We start from the raw sequence: 16,539 nt of genomic DNA on the forward strand, positions 1-16,539 counted from the left end.
ACCGCGGGAGGGAAAAGCGACGCCTTGTTGATGGGTCCGGACCCGCCGGACCCGGCGAGCGTCAGGCCAGCACTTCCCGCAGCATATTGGTCACCTTGCGGGTGGCCGGCTCCACGCCGCGCCAGATGGCGAAGGACTCCGCCGCCTGCTCCACCAGCATGCCCAGGCCGTCGGCCAGCATGCCGGCGTTTTCCGCCTGCGCGCGTTGCAAGAAAGGCGTCAGGCCCTTGCTGTACACCATGTCGTAAGCCAGGGTGCGCGCGGTGAACAGGCCGTAGGGGATGGGCGGCAATTCATTGCTGAGGCTGGTCGAGGTGGCGTTGATCACGATGTCGAAGCTGCGGCCCTTCAATTGCTCGTAGCCTATGGCCTCCACCTTGCCCCAAGGCGCGAAGTGATGCGCCAGCGCCTCGGCCTTGATCAGCGTGCGGTTGGCGATGGTCAAGGAGGCCGGCTTTTGCGCCAGGATGGGTTCCAGCACGCCGCGCACCGCGCCGCCCGCGCCCAGAATCAGCACCTTGGCGCCGGCGATCGGGTAGTCCAGATTGTCCACGATGTCGCGCACCAGGCCCACGCCGTCGGTGTTGTCGCCGTAGATCCTGCCGTCGCGGAAGCACAGGGTATTGACCGCCTCCGCCGCGCGGGCGCGCTCGGTCAGCTCATTGGCGAAACGGTAGGCGTCGCCCTTGAACGGCAGCGTGATATTGAGGCCCTTGCCGCCGGCGGAGACGAACTCGGCCACCACCTCGTTGAAACGCCCCAGTTCGGCGAACAACTTGTCGTAAGCGATATCCTGGCCGGTGGCCGTCGCGAATTCGTTATGGATGAACGGCGACTGGCTGTGCGAAACAGGGTTGCCGATAACGGCGTAACGGTCGGTCATGAGTCAGCTTTCCAAGATTTGGCTATGTTTTCGGTATTCGGATAGAGAGTGGCTAACAAAGCCCCGGCGCCGCGTCGCGCTTGGCTTTGTTGGCGGCTCTCGTCGCGTCCGCGCCGCCCTGCCGGCGGCGCTATGACACTTTGCCGTGGAATACGCCAAACTTCAACCACGACGTCGCCGCGCCGGCCCCGGCTCAGCCTTGTTGCCAGGGCAGGCCGCGCGCTTTCCAGCCGCCCACGGTGTTGCGGTGGCCGTCGGCGTCCTTGTCGCCCTCAAACCCCTCCAGCACGTTGTAGGCTTCGGTGTAACCGGCGGCGGCGGCCATGCGCGCCGCTTCGTCCGAGCGCACGCCGGAACGGCACATCAGCATCAGCACGCCGTCCTTGGGCAGCATGTCCTGCAATTGCTCGATGAAACGCGGATTGGGCTGCATGCCGGGAAAGCTTCGCCACTCCAGCCGCTGGGCATAGGGCACCACGCCGACGAACTGCCATTCCGCCGCGCTGCGCACGTCCAGCAGCACCGCTTCCGGCATCGCCTGCTTCAGCTGGTGCGCTTCCTGCGGCGTCAAGGCGCCGCGATAGGGCAAGCCCTGTTCTTCCGCCCGGCGCCGCGCCTGTTGCAATAGCCGCGTCATCTGATCCATGCAAGCTCTCCCCGCGGCCCGGCCGCCTTGTCGAACCGCCGACACCCCTTGACGCTGCGCCGGCCGGCCTCAGCGTCTTAGCGGGGTTTTGTCAGCCGCTCTCGTTACCTTATATACGGAATATACGGATTATCCATATCGACGAAGACGGCCGCAATGCCGTCAACGCCCTGTTTTGGTGCATAAGCCGAATCCAGGCACCACCCTGGTTCATTCAACTCCGCTAGCGCCCGGTTTTGGGCTATGACACAATGGAATCTCAGCGATTTCAAAGCTGGCACGCTTAATGCTTAAGAGCCTGCCATCCACTCATTCGCACATGATGCATGTAGCCTTTCAGGAGAAAACCATGGCGGTTGCAGACGTAGTCAAGCTGATTACCGAAAATGATGTCAAGTTCATCGACCTGCGCTTTACCGATACCCGCGGCAAAGAACAACACGTGTCGATTCCGGCCCATGTGCTGCTGGACGATCCGGACGCATGGTTCGAACACGGCCACGCTTTCGACGGTTCCTCGATCGCGGGCTGGAAAGGCATCCAGGCATCCGACATGCTGCTGATGGCCGACCCGGCCACCGCCCGCATCGACCCGTTCTACGATGAACCCACCGTCTTCCTGCACTGCGATGTGATCGATCCGGCCGACGGCAAGGGCTACGACCGCGACCCGCGCTCCATCGCCAAACGCGCCGAAGCCTATCTTAAGGCCTCCGGCCTGGGCGACACCGCCTATTTCGGCCCGGAACCGGAATTCTTCATCTTCGACAGCGTGACCTGGGGCACAGACATGTCCGGCTGCTTCGTCAAGATCAAGGCCGAAGAAGCCGCCTGGGCTTCCGCCGAGGAGTTCGAAGGCGGCAATATGGGCCACCGCCCGGGCATCAAGGGCGGTTACTTCCCAGTGCCGCCGGTGGATTCCTCGCAAGACATCCGCTCCGCCATGGTGCTGCTGCTCGAAGAGCTGGGCATCCCGGTGGAAGTGCACCACCACGAAGTGGCCACCGCCGGCCAGAACGAGATCGGCACCAGGTTCAGCACCCTGACCCAGCGCGCGGACTGGACCCAGATCCTGAAATACGTGGTGCACAACGTGGCCCACAGCTACGGCAAGACCGCCACCTTCATGCCCAAGCCCATCGTCGGCGACAACGGCTCCGGCATGCACGTGCACCAGTCCATCTGGAAGGACGGCAAGAACCTGTTCGCCGGCGACGGCTACGCCGGCCTGTCCGAAACCGCGCTCTACTACATCGGCGGCATCATCAAGCACGCCAAGGCGCTGAACGCGATCACCAACCCGGGCACCAACTCTTACAAACGCCTGGTGCCGCACTATGAAGCGCCGGTGAAGCTGGCCTACTCCGCCAAGAACCGCTCCGCGTCCATCCGCATTCCGCACGTGGCCAGCCCCAAAGGCCGCCGCATCGAAGCGCGCTTCCCGGACCCCTTGGCCAACCCCTATCTGTGCTTCTCCGCTCTGCTGATGGCCGGCCTGGACGGCATCCAGAACAAGATCCACCCGGGCGACGCCGCGGACAAGAACCTGTACGATTTGCCGCCGGAAGAAGACAAGCTGATCCCGACCGTGTGCGCCAGCCTGGACGAGGCGCTGGCCGCTCTGGACAAGGACCGCGAGTTCCTGACCCGCGGCGGCGTGTTCTCCAATGACTGGATCGACGCCTACATCGAGCTGAAGATGCAGGAGGTCAACCTGACCCGCATGACCACCCATCCGGTGGAATTCGCGATGTATTACTCGCTGTAATACCGGCGCATGGAAAAACGGCAGCCTCCGGGCTGCCGTTTTCATATATGACTTGTCCGGCGGATTTGCATATCATTGCAGAGCTGAAACCCGGAACTCGACACGCCGCCCATGAAAACTCTATCGCTTTGTCTCTTGCTGTTGCTGAGCGCCTCCGCTCACGCCACCGTTTACAAGTACGTGGACAAAGACGGCAACGTCACTTTCACCAATGTGCCGATACGCGGCGCGCAGGCGATCCGGCTCAACCCGCTCTCCTCCTATCCCAGCCAGCACAAGAAAAGCGCCTCCCCGGCCAACAGCAGCGGCGGCAACGGAGACGCCAAGCCCTCCGGCAGCTACCCCAGCGTCGATCCCGGCACCCAGAAGCAGCGCGACAACGGCCGTCGCAAGATCCTGGAACAGGAGCTGGCCAATGAGCAAAAAGCGCTGAGCGAGGCGGAAAAGGCGCTGACCGACGGCAAGGCCACGCGTAACGGCGACGAAACCCGCAATTACCAGAAATACCTGAACCGGGTGCAGAAGCTGCAGGACGAAGTCACCGACCGCCAGAAAAACGTGGAAGCCTTGCGACGCGAGCTGGGGCAGAACTAGTTTGACGCACCATCATGGTGCATACTGAAAAGAAATGGGCCATTCCCGGGCGCGCGGGCATGGCCCGAATTTTGCTCAGCCTGCGCAAGCCCTCCGCCTCAGCCTACAGGACACACCGCACCATGCCGCCGACCAGCTTTGCCGGACTAGAACTGCTGGACACCCCCGTGCTGATCGTCGACGCCGACGGCGCGCTGCATTTCGTCAATCCCGCATGCGAGAACCTGCTGGCGCTGGGCAGCCGCGAACTGCGCCGCCACAGCCTGTTCGATCTGTTCCAGCCCTGCCCGGCGCTGCGCCAGGCGCTGTCCACCGCGCTGCGCCACAACGCCAGCTTCATCGAGCACGATCTGGAACTGATCCCGCAGCACAGCGAGCAGGCGCTGCACATCGCGCTGTCGGTGGCGCCGGTGGACGCGGACGGCGGACTGGCGCTGATCGAACTGCGGCCGCTGGATCAGCAGTTGAAGATCGCCAACGAGGAACGGCTGCTGCTGCAACACCAGGCCAATCGGGAGCTGATCCGCAACCTGGCGCATGAGATCAAGAACCCGCTGGGCGGCATCCGCGGCGCGGCGCAATTGCTGGAGCACGAGTTGCTGGACCGCCCGGAGCTGAAGGAATACACCGCGGTGATCAAGGAGGAGGCGCTGCGGCTGCAATCGCTGGTCGACCGGCTGCTGGCGCCGCACCGCAGCCATGTGCGCGGCGAGATCAATATCCACGAAGTGCTGGAACGCGTGCGCAGCATCGCGCTGGCCGAATATCCGCAGGGCCTGCAGATTCGCCGCGACTACGACACCAGCCTGCCCCAGCTGGTGGCCGACAAGGAACAGCTGATCCAGGTGGCGCTCAACATCGTCAAGAACGCCGTTCAGGCGATGAAGGGCCGCGGCCAATTGATTCTGCGCACCCGGGTGGCGCGCCAGGTGACGCTGGCGCGCAAGCGCCACACCCTGGCATTGAAATTGCAGATCATCGACGACGGTCCCGGCATCCCCGACGAGATCAAGGACCATATTTTCTACCCGCTGGTCACCGGCCGCGCCGAAGGCACCGGCCTGGGGCTGACCCTGGCCCAGGCCTTCGTCCACCAGCACGGCGGCAATATCGAATTCGACTCCCGGCCGGGACAGACCTGCTTCACCGTGACCTTGCCTTTCGCCACGGATTGAGCGGTCCCGCCCACCCCAAACACATTGCCGCCGCCCGCTCACGCCGGCGGCGCCGAGCACAAGGATTTCGCGATGAACCAAGCGGTATGGATTATTGACGACGACAAGGCGATACGCTGGGTGCTGGAAAAGGCGCTGGGGCGCGCCGGCATCGGCTTCGACAGCTTCGCCAGCGCCGACGACGCGCTGAACGCGCTCTATGACCGCGCCCCGCAAGTCATCATTTCGGACATCCGCATGCCGGGCACCGACGGGCTGAAATTCCTATCCAAGGTCAAGTCCGAGCACCCGACGCTGCCCGTCATCATCATGACCGCGCACTCCGACCTGGATTCCGCGGTGGCGGCCTTCCAGGGCGGCGCCTTCGAATACCTGCCCAAACCCTTCGACGTCGATCAGGCGGTGCTGCTGATCGAGCGCGCGCTGGCGGAAAGCCGGCCGGACATCGCGGTCAGCGATCATCCGGAAGCGATGCCGGTGCTGCTGGGCCAGGCGCCGGCGATGCAGGACGTGTTCCGCGCCATCGGCCGGCTGTCCCAGTCCAACGTCACCGTGCTGATCACCGGCGAATCCGGCACCGGCAAGGAGCGCGTGGCCGAGGCCCTGCACCGCCACTCGGTGCGCGCAGGCAAACCCTTCATCGCGCTGAACACCGCCGCCATTCCCAAAGACTTGCTGGAGTCGGAACTGTTCGGCCATGAAAAAGGCGCGTTCACCGGCGCGCAAGCCACCCGTCGCGGCCGCTTCGAGGAGGCCGAGGGCGGCACCCTGTTCCTGGACGAGATCGGCGACATGCCCACCGAGCTGCAAACCCGGCTGCTGCGCGTGCTGTCCGACGGGCACTTCTACCGCGTCGGCGGCCACACCCCGATCAAGGCCAATGTCCGCGTCATCGCCGCCACGCATCAAAACCTGGAACAGCGCGTGCGCGACGGCCAGTTCCGCGAAGACCTCTACCACCGCCTGAACGTAATCCGCCTGCGGCTGCCGCCGCTGCGCGAACGGCGCGAGGACATCCCGCTGCTGGCCCGCCACTTCCTGGCCAAGAGCGCCACCCAGCTGGGCGTGGAACCCAAGCGGCTCAGCGACGCCGCCATGGACGTGGTCAAGCACAGCCTGTTCTCCGGCAATGTGCGCGAACTGGAAAACCTGTGCCAGTGGATCAGCGTGATGGCGCCCGGCCAGACCGTGGAAGTGGCCGATCTGCCGCAGGAACTGCGCGACCCGGCCGCCGGCGCGCGCCATGCCGGCGGCGCGGAAGCGGGACAGCTTGACTGGCCGCAGCTGCTGGCCGAAGAGGTCAGCCGCCGCCTGCGCGCCGGCGAGGCCGGCATCATCGACGAGCTGACCCGGCGCTTCGAAACCAGCTGCATCCGCAGCGGCCTGACCCATACCGGCGGCCGCAAAGTGGAGGCCGCCCACCTGCTGGGCTGGGGCCGCAACACCCTGACCCGCAAGATCCAGGAACTGGGTTTGGAAGCCCATGCCGATGAAAGCCATGACAAGGCCGATCTCGGGCTCATAAAATGAATCCATGATCATTCCGCAAGGACCCGCCCATGTCCAAATCCGCGCTGGCGCTGCTCACCCTGCTGGCCGGCGGGTGGGTCCAAGCCGCTCCCATCCTGCGCATCGTCGTCGGCAGCGCCGAACCGGCGCCCTTCATCCAACAGACCTCCTCGCAACTGTCCGGCCCCGTCATCGACCTCGCCCGGCAAGCGGCGGAACACTGCGGCCTGCACGCCCAGTTCCAACAGCTGCCGGCGCGACGCCTGCTGCGCAGCCTGGCGCTGAACCAGGCCGACGCCGCCGCCATGCTCTCCTTCCAGACTGACCGCGCCAAGCAGATGCTTTATCCGATGCGCGGCGAGCTGGCGGACAGCCGGCTGAGGCTGACCGCGCTGTCCTACGTGCTCTACGTTCCGCAAACTTCAACACTGCGTTGGGACGGCCACCGGCTGGACCTGCCCGAGGACGACAGCGTCGGCGTCAATCGCGGCTGGTCGGTCATCCGCGTATTGAAAGCCCGCCGGATTCCCACCGAGGCCGGCGCCGATCTGGAAGAAAATTTCGCCAAGCTGCAGGCGGGCCGCATCGCCGCCTTCGCCATGCACGAACCCGGCGGCGACGCTTACCTGGCGCAACACCCGCAGCTGCGCATGAAAAAGCTGCTGCCGCCGCTGAAGACCGAAAACAGCTATCTGGTGTTCGGCAAGGCTTACGGCCAGGCGCATCCGGAACGCATGCGCTGCGTCTGGAATCAATTGCCGTCGCTGCGCCGGCAATTGGACCTGCCCTAAGAGCCGGTTCACAGTCTCGTGAGCAAGGGCGGGACCAGCGGAGAAAGCGGAATCTACTCGTGGCGCATGAGCATGTCGCAGACGGCGCGCAGCCGATCGTAAACCGCTTCCCAGTCAGGCGGCCCCGCCCAGCGGCGTCAGCCCCGGCAAGGTGGCGAAGCTCTGCTCTCTCACCGTGACCAGAAAATCCTGCATATAGGCGAGGCCGCCGTCGTCGCTGCGCACCGCCGCGTACAACTCGCTGCTCAAACCGCTCTCGCCTATCGGCCGCGCCACCACATAGCCGCGCTCAAGATAGGGCTTGACCGCCCAGTAGGGCAAGGCCGCCACCCCGCGGCGGCTGGCCACCAGCTGGATGATGGCGATGGTCAGCTCGCTGCTGCGCCGCGCCGGGTTGACGCCCGCCGGACGCAAAACCTTGCGCACCAGATCCAGCATCTCGTCCGGCACCGGGTAATGGATCAGCGTTTCCCCGGCGAAGTCCTCCGCCAGCCAGCAGCGCTTGTTCGCCAGCGGGTGATCCCGCGCCACGATGCCCACCATCTCATAAGCGAACAGCGGCTGGTAATCGACGCCGGCCTGCGGCTCCGCCTCCGACACGATGGCTAGATCGGCGCGATGGCTCAGCAGCAGGCTGACCGGATCGGTGTGGAAGCCGGACACGATGTCCAGTTCAACGCCCGGCCAATGCTGGCGGAATGCGTCCATCGCCGGCATCAGCCAGTCGAAGCAGGTATGGCACTCCACCGCCACCCGCAACTCGCCGGCCTCCCCCTGGCGCAGCCGCGCCAGATCGCGCTCCGCCGACGCCACCCTGGCGTTCAGGTCGTGCGCCAGCGCCAGCAGCCGCTCGCCGGCGGCGGTGAAGCGCAGCGGCTGGGTCTTGCGCTCGAACAAGCTCATGCCATAGCCCTGCTCCAATTGTTTCAACTGGTGCGAGAGCGCGGACTGGGTCAGGAACAGGCGGCTGGCCGCCAAAGACACGCTGCCGGTTTCGGCCAGCGCCAGCAGGGTGCGCAGATGTCGGATCTCCAAAAAGCTCATCATGAATTCATTTCATGTTAACTGGCAAAATAATGAGTTTGTATCATACAACAGCTTGCGCAATGCTAGGGACATCACGAACCAAGGAGTCCGCCATGACCACCCTGCACCTGCTCGGCTTTCCCCGCATCGGCGCCAAGCGCGAACTGAAGACCCTGTTGGAAAACTACTGGAAAAACGAAATCGACGAAGCCGCGCTGCTGAGCGGCGCGCGTGAACTGCGCCAGCGCCACTGGCTGCTGCAAAAAGGCGCCGGCGTGGAACTGTCCCCGGTCGGCGACTTCTCCTTGTACGACCACGTGCTGGACGCGCAGCTGCTGGTGGGAGCTATTCCGCCGCGCTTCGGCTTCGACGCCGCCCGGCTGAGCACCGAGCAATATTTCCAACTGGCGCGCGGCAACGCCGGCCAGCCGGCGCTGGAAATGACCAAATGGTTCGACACCAACTACCACTATCTGGTGCCGGAATGGCATGAGGACACCGCCTTCCAGGCGCAGCCGGAGCGCCTGCTGGCGCAAGTGCGCGAAGCCCAGGCCCTGGGCCTGCGCGCCAAGCCGGTGCTGCTGGGACCGCTGTCGCTGCTGTGGCTGGGCAAGGCCAAGCACGCCGGCCTGGACAGGCTGTCCTTGCTGCCCGCCCTGCTGCAGACTTATCGCGACGTGCTGGCCGCGCTGGCGGCGGCCAAGGTGGAATGGGTGCAGATCGACGAGCCCATCCTGGCGCTGGACCTGCCGCCGGAATGGCTGGCCGCCTTCGAACCCGCCTACCGGCAATTGCAGGACGGTTCCTTGAACCTGCTGCTGGCGACTTACTTCGGCAGCGTCGCCGAACACGCCGAGCTGCTGCAACGCTTGCCGGTGGCCGGCCTGCACCTGGACCTGGTGCGCGCGCCGCTGCAACTGGCGGCCTTCGCCGACGGCTGGCCGCAGGACAAGGTGCTGTCCGCCGGCGTCATCGACGGACGCAATATCTGGCGCGCCGATCTGTCCCGCGTGCTGGCCAGCCTGCAACCCTTGGCCGCCGATCTGGGCGAGCGTCTGTGGATCGCCCCCAGCTGCTCGCTGCTGCACGCGCCCTTCGACCTAGCCGCGGAAACCCAGCTCGACGTCGACGTCAAAACCTGGCTCGCCTTCGCGGTGCAAAAACTCAATGAGCTGAAAGTGCTGAAACGCGGCGTGGAGCAAGGCCGCGAAGCCATCGCCAATGAATTGGCCGGCAGCGACTACGCCCGTCAGCAGCGCGCCGCCAGCCCGCTGATCCACCGCCCCGAAGTGCAGCGACGCCTGGCCACGCTGCCGGCCGACGCCGACCGCCGCCACAGCGCCTATCCGGCGCGCGCCGCCGCGCAGCAAGCCTGGCTCAAGCTGCCGCTGCTGCCCACCACCACCATAGGGTCCTTCCCGCAGACGGCCTCCATCCGCGGCGCTCGCGCCGCCTTCAAACGCGGCGAACTGTCCGCCGACGCCTACCGCCAGGCGATGCGGCAGGAAATCGAGCTGGCGATCCGCCGTCAGGAGGCTTTGGACATCGACGTGCTGGTGCACGGCGAGGCCGAACGCAACGATATGGTGGAGTACTTCGGCGAGCAATTGTCCGGCTTCGTGTTCACCGCGGGCGGCTGGGTGCAAAGCTACGGCAGCCGCTGCGTGAAGCCGCCCATTTTGTTCGGCGACGTGGCGCGGCCGCAAGCAATGACCGTGGAATGGGCGGAGTACGCGCAAAGCCTGACCCCGCGTCCGGTCAAGGGCATGCTCACCGGCCCGGTCACCATCCTGCAATGGAGCTTTGTCCGCGACGACCTGCCGCGCGGCGAAGTCTGCCGCCAGATCGCCCTGGCGCTGAACGACGAGGTGCGCGACCTGGAGACCGCCGGCATCCGCGTGATCCAGATCGACGAACCGGCCATCCGCGAAGGCCTGCCGCTGAAGCGCGCCGATCGCGCCGCCTATCTGGATTGGGCCGGCGAGGCCTTCCGACTGTCTTGCCACGGCGTGGCCGACGCCACCCAGATCCACACCCATATGTGCTATTCGGAGTTTGGCGACATCCTGCCGGCCATCGCCGCGCTGGACGCCGATGTGATCACCATCGAAACCTCGCGTTCGGACATGGAGCTGTTGCAGGACTTCGGCCACTTCCGCTATCCCAACGCCATCGGCCCCGGCGTCTACGACATCCACAGCCCGCGGGTGCCGCCGGAAGCCGAAATCCAACAGCTGTTGGAAAAGGCGCTGCAAGTGATCGAGCCGGAAAAACTGTGGGTCAACCCCGACTGCGGCCTGAAAACCCGCGGCTGGCCGGAGGTGGAAGCCGCGCTCTCCAGCATGGTCAAGGTCAGCAAGACGCTGCGCCGGCGTCTGGCGCAGGAGGCCGACGCCGTCGTTTGAAGCGTTCAATCTGTCGGCACAATAGAAAAGGCCCCTCGATCGAGGGGCCTTTTTTCGTTCCGACTCAAGGCTGCAACATGCCCGGCGTCATCATCGCCTTCAAACGCGTCTGCTCTATGCCGTGGCGCTCGCGGTGGCTCAACCACCAGATCGAGCCCTTCTTCACGCTCCACAACTGCTGCTGCTCGGACAACAGGCTGGACGCCAGCCAGCCGATATAAGGCTGATGGCCGACCAGCACCACGGTGCGGTCCGTCTCCGGCCAGCCTATCGCCTCCAGCACCTCCTCCGGCGACGCCGTCGGGTTCAGCGCCGGCAAGGTCTGAAAGCTTTTCGCCAGCAAGGCCGCCGTCTGCTGCGAACGCTTGGCCTCCGAGGCCAGCAGCAGATAATCGCGCGGCAGGCGCACCCGCAGCCAGGAGGCCATCTGGCTGGCCTGCTGCTGTCCGCGCCGCGTCAGCGCGCGAGCCAGATCATCGGAGCCGTCCTCGGCCTCGGCGTGGCGCCACAAAATCAAATCCATACACACCCCTCGTCAAATATTTTTAATTCGGCGCAAGCGAGCCAAGTCGGGCACCCGTCCAGGGCGGGATGCGCGGCTTGGCGCGACTGCGAAATGAAAACCGCCGGCGCGCTACAACGGGAACAGCGCCAGCAGCAAGGGCACCAACAAGGCGGTGAGCACCCCGTTCAAGCCCATCGCCAGGCCGGCGAAGGCGCCCGCAGTCTCCGACAGCTGAAACACCCGCGCCGTTCCAATCCCGTGCGCGGAAATGCCGGCGGCCACGCCCAGCGCCATATCGTCGCGCAGGCGCAGACCGTTGAACAAGGGCCGCGCCACCACCGCGCCGAAAACGCCGGACAGGATCACGCACATCGCCGCCAACTCCGGCACCCCGCCTATGCTTTGCGACACACTCATCGCGATCGGCGTGGTCGCCGCCCGCGTGCTCAGCGACAGCAAAACCTCGCGCGGCAAGCCGAACAGCCAGCCCAGGCCCACGGCGCTGACGACGCCGGTGACGCCGCCCAAGGCAATGCTCAGCGCCAGCGGCCCGGCCGCGCGTTTGAGCCGGCTCAGATTGCCGTACAAGGGCACCGCCAAAGCCACCGTCGCCGGCCCCAGCAACATCTGTATCCACTGCGCGCCCTGCATGTACTGCCGGTAATCGGTGCGCGTCAGCAATAGCCAGCCCAGCACCAGCAACACCCCGATCAAGACCGGGTTGGACAGCGGATGGCCGCGGCAACGGCGATTAAACCCCAAGGCCAGCCGGTAAGCCAGCAGCGTGATGAACACCCCGGTCAGCGGCGACTCTCTCAGCGCGGACAATACGCCGACGCTAGTCATGCCCGCCTCCTCGCCGCCGCGCCAGCATCCAATGCAAGGCCAGCCCCGGCACCAGCAAGGTGATCAAAGTCGACAAGACCAGCACCGCCGCCAGGCGCGCGCCGTAATCGGCCAGCAAGGCCTGATACGCCAGCACCGCGCCGCCGGCCGGGATGAACAGCAAGGACATATGCGCCAGAAAACGCGGCGCATGGGTCTGCAGCGTCGCCGGCACCCCGCGGCGCGCGCACAAGGTGACGAACAGCAGCAGCATGCCCAGAACCGGTCCCGGCACCGGCACGCCCAAACCGCGCGACAAGACCTCCCCCGCCAATTGATAGCCCAGCAGCCACAGCGCTGTCTCCATCATGCGATCATTCCTCCTTCCCCTTGATGACGACATGATAATCCGCCGGCTTGCGCTTGGGGATAGACAGATGGGCGCGCGTCGCGTCGCAGAAGGGGCGGGACAAGCCCCCGCCGGCTTTGGCATAATGCGCGCCATGCCCAATCCCCCAATCTGGCTGCCGGAACCGCCGGCGCTGTCCGCCGCCGCGCAATCCTGTCTCACCGAAGCCGGCTCGCTGACCGAACGGCTGCAAAGCACCGGCCGCCGCTTCGCCGTGCGCGTGCTGCGGCAAGGCCCCGACGCCTGCCTGGAAGACGAGGCGCAGCCGCTCGGCCTGGCCGCCGGCGCGCCGCTGCAGGCCCGCGAGGTGGCGCTGACCCTGGACGACACCCCGGTGGTGTTCGCCCGCAGCGTCACCCGTCTGGACTGCGCGGCCTGGCAGCCCATTCTAGACCGCGGCAGCCGCTCGCTGGGTCTGACATTGTTCGGCGGTCTGCCCGATTTGCTCCGCGACCCGCTGCGCTACCGCCTCATCGCCGCCGATCATCCGCTGTTCGCGCCGGCGGCCCGACTCAGCCCGCACGCCAGCTACCCGGCGCGGCGCTGCCGCTTTCTGCTGCGGCAGGCCCCCTTGCTGGTTTGCGAACTCTTTTTGCCGGAGCTGGAGAATTTCCTGCGATGAACGCCACCCGCCTCAATGAACGTTTGACGGTTTACATGCAACTGATGCGCATGGACAAGCCCATCGGCACTTTCCTGCTGCTGTGGCCTACGCTGTGGGCGCTGCTGATCGCCGGCCAGGGCCGGCCCGACCCGCTGATCGTGCTGATCTTCGTCGTCGGCACCTTTCTGATGCGCTCGGCCGGCTGCGTGATCAACGACTACGCGGACCGCGACTTCGACGGCCACGTGGCGCGCACCCGGCAACGGCCGTTCGCCCGCGGCGCGGTCGGCAAGAAGGAGGCCTTGCTGCTGGCCGCCGGCCTGGCCTTGCTGTCGCTGCTGCTGATCCTGCCGCTGAACGGCCTGACCCTGCTCTTGAGCGTGCCGGCGCTGTTCATCGCCGCCAGCTATCCGTTCACCAAGCGCTTCTTCCCGGTGCCGCAAGCCTATCTGGGCCTGGCCTTCTCCTTCGGCATCCCGATGGCCTTCGCCGCCCAGACCGGCGAGGTGCCGGCGCTGGCCTGGCTGCTCTTGCTGGCCAACGCCAGCTGGACGCTGGCTTACGACACCGCCTACGCGATCAGCGACAAGCCGGACGATCTCAAGATCGGCATCAAGACCTCGGCGATCACCTTCGGCGACTACGACGTGCTGGCCATCATGCTGTTCCACGCCGTCTTCCTCGCGCTGATGACCGGCATCGGCCTGCATCTGGCGCTGGCCTGGCCTTTTTATCTGTCCTTGCTCGTGGCCGTCGTCTTGATGGCCAAGCAATATCAGGACATCCGGGAACGCGACCGCGCCGCCTGCTTCAAAGCCTTTCTCGACAATAATCGCGTAGGCGCGGCCATCCTCGTCGGCGTAGCGCTCAGCTACTGGCTGCCGTAAAACCCAATGTCATCATTTTGCGGCGCAGCGATACTTTGTGAATTCCTGTGAACTTTTCGAGAAGGGTTCAATCCCAGAGAAGGCATATTCCACCCATTTGGAATTGCAGCCGACATGCACCACCGGCTTCACACAAGAAAGGACATATCATGAAACTGATTTCCGCTCTGATCGCCGCTGCTTTCGCCACTAGCGCCCTGGCCGCCTCCCCGGCGTCCGCGCCCGCCGCCGAAAAGAAAATGGAGCATAAGGCCGAACACAAGCAGGCCGGCAAAAAGCACCACAAGAAACATGCTTCGGGCGCCGCGCACCACAAGAAATCCGGCCACAAGCATTCGGGAAAGAAAGCTGAACACAAAGCGGCTTCCGCCGCCAAGTAATTGATCGCCGGGCCGAGGGCCCGACGCAAAAACGCCGCGGCTCGCCATGCGCCGCGGCGTTTTCATATCCGGGTACGATCAAAGGCCGGCCGGAGGCCGGCGGCGGGCGTCAGCCGGGCGGAGAATTATTCGCCGAAGCCACAGAACACCTCGCGCATCATCTTCAAGACTTCCAGCGTGCGGATGTCGCCGACGCGGTAATAAACGCGGTTGGCGTCCTTACGCGTGCGCAACACGCCCTTGTCGCGCATAATGGCCAAATGCTGAGAAATATTGCTCTGCGACGTGCCCACCTGCTCGACTATATCCTGCACGCTCACTTCCTGGTCTTCCAGCACCGATATGATCTTCAAACGCAGCGGGTGCGACATGGCCTTCATCGCCCTCGAGGTCTGCTCGATCTGGTCATCGTTGAACAGCAAGGCTTCTCTCCCTGTAGAGTCATTTTATTTAGTCTGACTGCGGTACAATACTACACTAAATCCAATACCATCAAGATTTTCTAATATTCAGAATGTGAATGCCATGAAATCCATCAAACCGGTGTTGTTGTTGATTCTCGACGGTTTTGGCCATCGCACTGAAGGCGATGACAACGCAATTCTTCATGCCTCGATGCCTAATTGGAACCGTCTGCGCCAGACCTTCCCCTACGGCACCATCAACGCCTCGGAAAACTTCGTCGGCCTGCCCTCCGGCCAGTTCGGCAATTCCGAAGTGGGCCACCTCAACATCGGCGCCGGCCGCGTGGTGCAACAGGACATCAGCCGCATAGACTGCGACATCGAAGACGGCCGCTTCGCCGCCAATCCCGCTCTGGTCTCCGGCATCGCCAAAGCCAAGGACGCGACGCTGCACATCATGGGCCTGCTGTCCGACGGCGGCGTTCACAGCCATGAAAACCACATTCACTCGCTGATCCGCGCGGCCCAGGCCGCCGGCGTCGCGCGCACCCACGTGCACGCCTTCCTGGACGGCCGCGACACCCCGCCGCGCAGCGCCAAGACCTATCTGGAACGGCTGGACGCGGTGCTGGCGGAATGCCCGGCCGCGCGCCTGGCGTCCGTGACCGGCCGCTACTGGGCGATGGACCGCGACAAACGCTGGGAACGCCTGGAGCCGGCTTACCGGCTGCTGGTGGAAGGCGAAGGCCTGTTCCACGCCCGCAACGGCCTGGAAGCGCTGGAAGCGGCCTACGCCCGCGACGAGAACGACGAGTTCGTCAAGGCCACCGCCATCGGCGAGAGCGCCCGGATGCGCGACGGCGACGTCGTGGTGTTCATGAATTTCCGCGCCGACCGCGCGCGCCAATTGGTCAGCGCGCTGACCGACCCGGCCTTCGACGGCTTCAAGGCGCGCCAGCCCAAGTTCGCCGACTTCGTCACCCTGACCTCCTACGGCGAAGCCTACAGCCGCCTGTCCATCGCCTATCCGCCGCAGAAAATCAGCAACGGCTTCGGCGAATACCTGGCCAGCCAAGGCCTGAAACAGCTGCGCATCGCCGAAACCGAGAAATACCCGCACGTCACCTACTTCTTCAACGGCGGCGAGGAGCAGGTCTATCCCGGCGAAGACCGCATCCTGGTGCCATCGCCCAAGGTGGCCACTTACGACCTGCAGCCGGAAATGAACGCAGGCGAAGTCACGGACAAAATCGTCGCCGCCATCGCCTCCGGCCAATATCAGGCCATCATCTGCAATTACGCCAACGGCGACATGGTGGGCCACAGCGGCATCTTCGACGCCGCGGTCAAGGCGGTGGAAGCGCTGGACGGCTGCGTCGGCCGCTGCGTGGAGGCGATGCGCGCCGCCGGCGGCGAGGTGCTGATCACCGCCGACCACGGCAATTGCGAACAGATGTACGACGCCGAACACCACCAGCCGCACACCCAGCACACGCTGAGCCCGGTGCCCTTTCTCTACGTCGGCCGTCCGGCCCGGATTCGCGCCGGCGGCTCGCTGCGCGACATCGCGCCGTCGCTGCTGGCGATGATGGGCCTGGAACAACCAGCGGAGATGACCGGTCAATCGCTGATCGAACTCCAATAAGACCCGCCGCCGCCGGCCCCGCCGGCGTCAAGGAGCCGGACCCCTCGCTCGAGGACGGGGCGTCCGGCCCGCGGCCCAAGCAG

General features: G+C 65.1%; 17 protein-coding genes. 10 read left to right on the forward strand and 7 right to left on the reverse strand.

Features of this window, described 5'->3' with window-relative positions; genetic code table 11:
* Positions 1 to 61 precede the first annotated feature (61 nt).
* Both aroE and JC616_RS17185 read right to left on the reverse strand, forming a co-directional pair.
* The gene (gene aroE / locus JC616_RS17180) at positions 62 to 883 is read right to left on the reverse strand and encodes a shikimate dehydrogenase (protein WP_227104431.1); all 822 of its coding nucleotides are present in this window, start codon (positions 881 to 883) and stop codon (positions 62 to 64) included.
* Between the two features lie 193 nt (positions 884 to 1,076).
* Entirely contained in the window at positions 1,077 to 1,529 is a 453-nt protein-coding gene (locus JC616_RS17185) for a rhodanese-like domain-containing protein (RefSeq protein WP_107798506.1), read from the reverse strand.
* Between the two features lie 349 nt (positions 1,530 to 1,878).
* On the opposite strand from JC616_RS17185, the gene glnA reads away from it, so the two are divergent.
* From glnA to JC616_RS17210, 5 genes are all read left to right on the forward strand, one after another.
* On the forward strand, positions 1,879 to 3,297 hold the full coding sequence (gene glnA, locus JC616_RS17190) for a glutamate--ammonia ligase (protein ID WP_107798505.1): 1,419 nt from the start codon (positions 1,879 to 1,881) through the stop codon (positions 3,295 to 3,297).
* Positions 3,298 to 3,408: 111 nt separating this feature from the next.
* Positions 3,409 to 3,891 carry a DUF4124 domain-containing protein gene (locus JC616_RS17195; protein ID WP_107798504.1) on the forward strand — a complete coding sequence of 161 codons (483 nt, stop codon included), beginning with the start codon at positions 3,409 to 3,411 and terminating at the stop codon, positions 3,889 to 3,891.
* A 122-nt stretch (positions 3,892 to 4,013) separates the two neighbouring features.
* On the forward strand, positions 4,014 to 5,066 hold the full coding sequence (gene glnL, locus JC616_RS17200) for a nitrogen regulation protein NR(II) (RefSeq protein ID WP_107798503.1): 1,053 nt from the start codon (positions 4,014 to 4,016) through the stop codon (positions 5,064 to 5,066).
* Positions 5,067 to 5,138: 72 nt separating this feature from the next.
* Positions 5,139 to 6,596 carry a nitrogen regulation protein NR(I) gene (gene ntrC / locus JC616_RS17205; RefSeq protein WP_107801688.1) on the forward strand — a complete coding sequence of 486 codons (1,458 nt, stop codon included), beginning with the start codon at positions 5,139 to 5,141 and terminating at the stop codon, positions 6,594 to 6,596.
* Between the two features lie 29 nt (positions 6,597 to 6,625).
* Positions 6,626 to 7,366, forward strand: a complete 741-nt coding sequence (locus JC616_RS17210; protein WP_227104433.1) for a substrate-binding periplasmic protein — start codon at positions 6,626 to 6,628, stop codon at positions 7,364 to 7,366.
* A 114-nt stretch (positions 7,367 to 7,480) separates the two neighbouring features.
* Here JC616_RS17210 and JC616_RS17215 read toward each other — a convergent pair whose 3' ends face one another.
* Positions 7,481 to 8,413 (reverse strand): LysR family transcriptional regulator, encoded by a 933-nt coding sequence (locus JC616_RS17215; RefSeq protein WP_227104435.1) that lies wholly within the window; start codon positions 8,411 to 8,413, stop codon positions 7,481 to 7,483.
* A 92-nt stretch (positions 8,414 to 8,505) separates the two neighbouring features.
* On the opposite strand from JC616_RS17215, the gene metE reads away from it, so the two are divergent.
* Positions 8,506 to 10,797 carry a 5-methyltetrahydropteroyltriglutamate--homocysteine S-methyltransferase gene (gene metE / locus JC616_RS17220; RefSeq protein ID WP_227104437.1) on the forward strand — a complete coding sequence of 764 codons (2,292 nt, stop codon included), beginning with the start codon at positions 8,506 to 8,508 and terminating at the stop codon, positions 10,795 to 10,797.
* 64 nt (positions 10,798 to 10,861) lie between these two features.
* Here the strand turns inward: metE and JC616_RS17225 are convergent, their stop codons facing one another.
* The 3 genes from JC616_RS17225 to JC616_RS17235 form a co-directional block, all read right to left on the reverse strand.
* Entirely contained in the window at positions 10,862 to 11,320 is a 459-nt protein-coding gene (locus tag JC616_RS17225) for a SixA phosphatase family protein (RefSeq protein ID WP_107798500.1), read from the reverse strand.
* A 111-nt stretch (positions 11,321 to 11,431) separates the two neighbouring features.
* Complete coding sequence (locus JC616_RS17230) at positions 11,432 to 12,148, reverse strand: LrgB family protein (protein WP_227104439.1); 717 nt, start codon at positions 12,146 to 12,148, stop codon at positions 11,432 to 11,434.
* Positions 12,141 to 12,497 (reverse strand): CidA/LrgA family protein, encoded by a 357-nt coding sequence (locus JC616_RS17235; RefSeq protein ID WP_107798498.1) that lies wholly within the window; start codon positions 12,495 to 12,497, stop codon positions 12,141 to 12,143. Before JC616_RS17235 ends, JC616_RS17230 begins: the two co-directional genes overlap by 8 nt.
* Positions 12,498 to 12,630: 133 nt before the next feature.
* On the opposite strand from JC616_RS17235, the gene JC616_RS17240 reads away from it, so the two are divergent.
* From JC616_RS17240 to JC616_RS17250, 3 genes are all read left to right on the forward strand, one after another.
* On the forward strand, positions 12,631 to 13,158 hold the full coding sequence (locus tag JC616_RS17240; RefSeq protein ID WP_227104441.1) for a chorismate--pyruvate lyase family protein: 528 nt from the start codon (positions 12,631 to 12,633) through the stop codon (positions 13,156 to 13,158).
* On the forward strand, positions 13,155 to 14,027 hold the full coding sequence (gene ubiA, locus JC616_RS17245; protein WP_107798496.1) for a 4-hydroxybenzoate octaprenyltransferase: 873 nt from the start codon (positions 13,155 to 13,157) through the stop codon (positions 14,025 to 14,027). The genes JC616_RS17240 and ubiA overlap by 4 nt, the downstream gene beginning before the upstream one ends.
* Before the next feature lie 149 nt (positions 14,028 to 14,176).
* Positions 14,177 to 14,407, forward strand: a complete 231-nt coding sequence (locus JC616_RS17250; protein WP_199225815.1) for a hypothetical protein — start codon at positions 14,177 to 14,179, stop codon at positions 14,405 to 14,407.
* Positions 14,408 to 14,532: 125 nt separating this feature from the next.
* Here the strand turns inward: JC616_RS17250 and JC616_RS17255 are convergent, their stop codons facing one another.
* The gene (locus JC616_RS17255) at positions 14,533 to 14,829 is read right to left on the reverse strand and encodes an ArsR/SmtB family transcription factor (RefSeq protein ID WP_019100570.1); all 297 of its coding nucleotides are present in this window, start codon (positions 14,827 to 14,829) and stop codon (positions 14,533 to 14,535) included.
* A 103-nt stretch (positions 14,830 to 14,932) separates the two neighbouring features.
* Between JC616_RS17255 and gpmI the strand changes: the two genes are divergently transcribed.
* Entirely contained in the window at positions 14,933 to 16,456 is a 1,524-nt protein-coding gene (gene gpmI, locus JC616_RS17260; RefSeq protein ID WP_227104443.1) for a 2,3-bisphosphoglycerate-independent phosphoglycerate mutase, read from the forward strand.
* The last annotated feature ends 83 nt before the right edge of the window (positions 16,457 to 16,539 follow it).

The organism is Chromobacterium rhizoryzae, assembly GCF_020544465.1.
GTDB lineage: Bacteria > Pseudomonadota > Gammaproteobacteria > Burkholderiales > Chromobacteriaceae > Chromobacterium.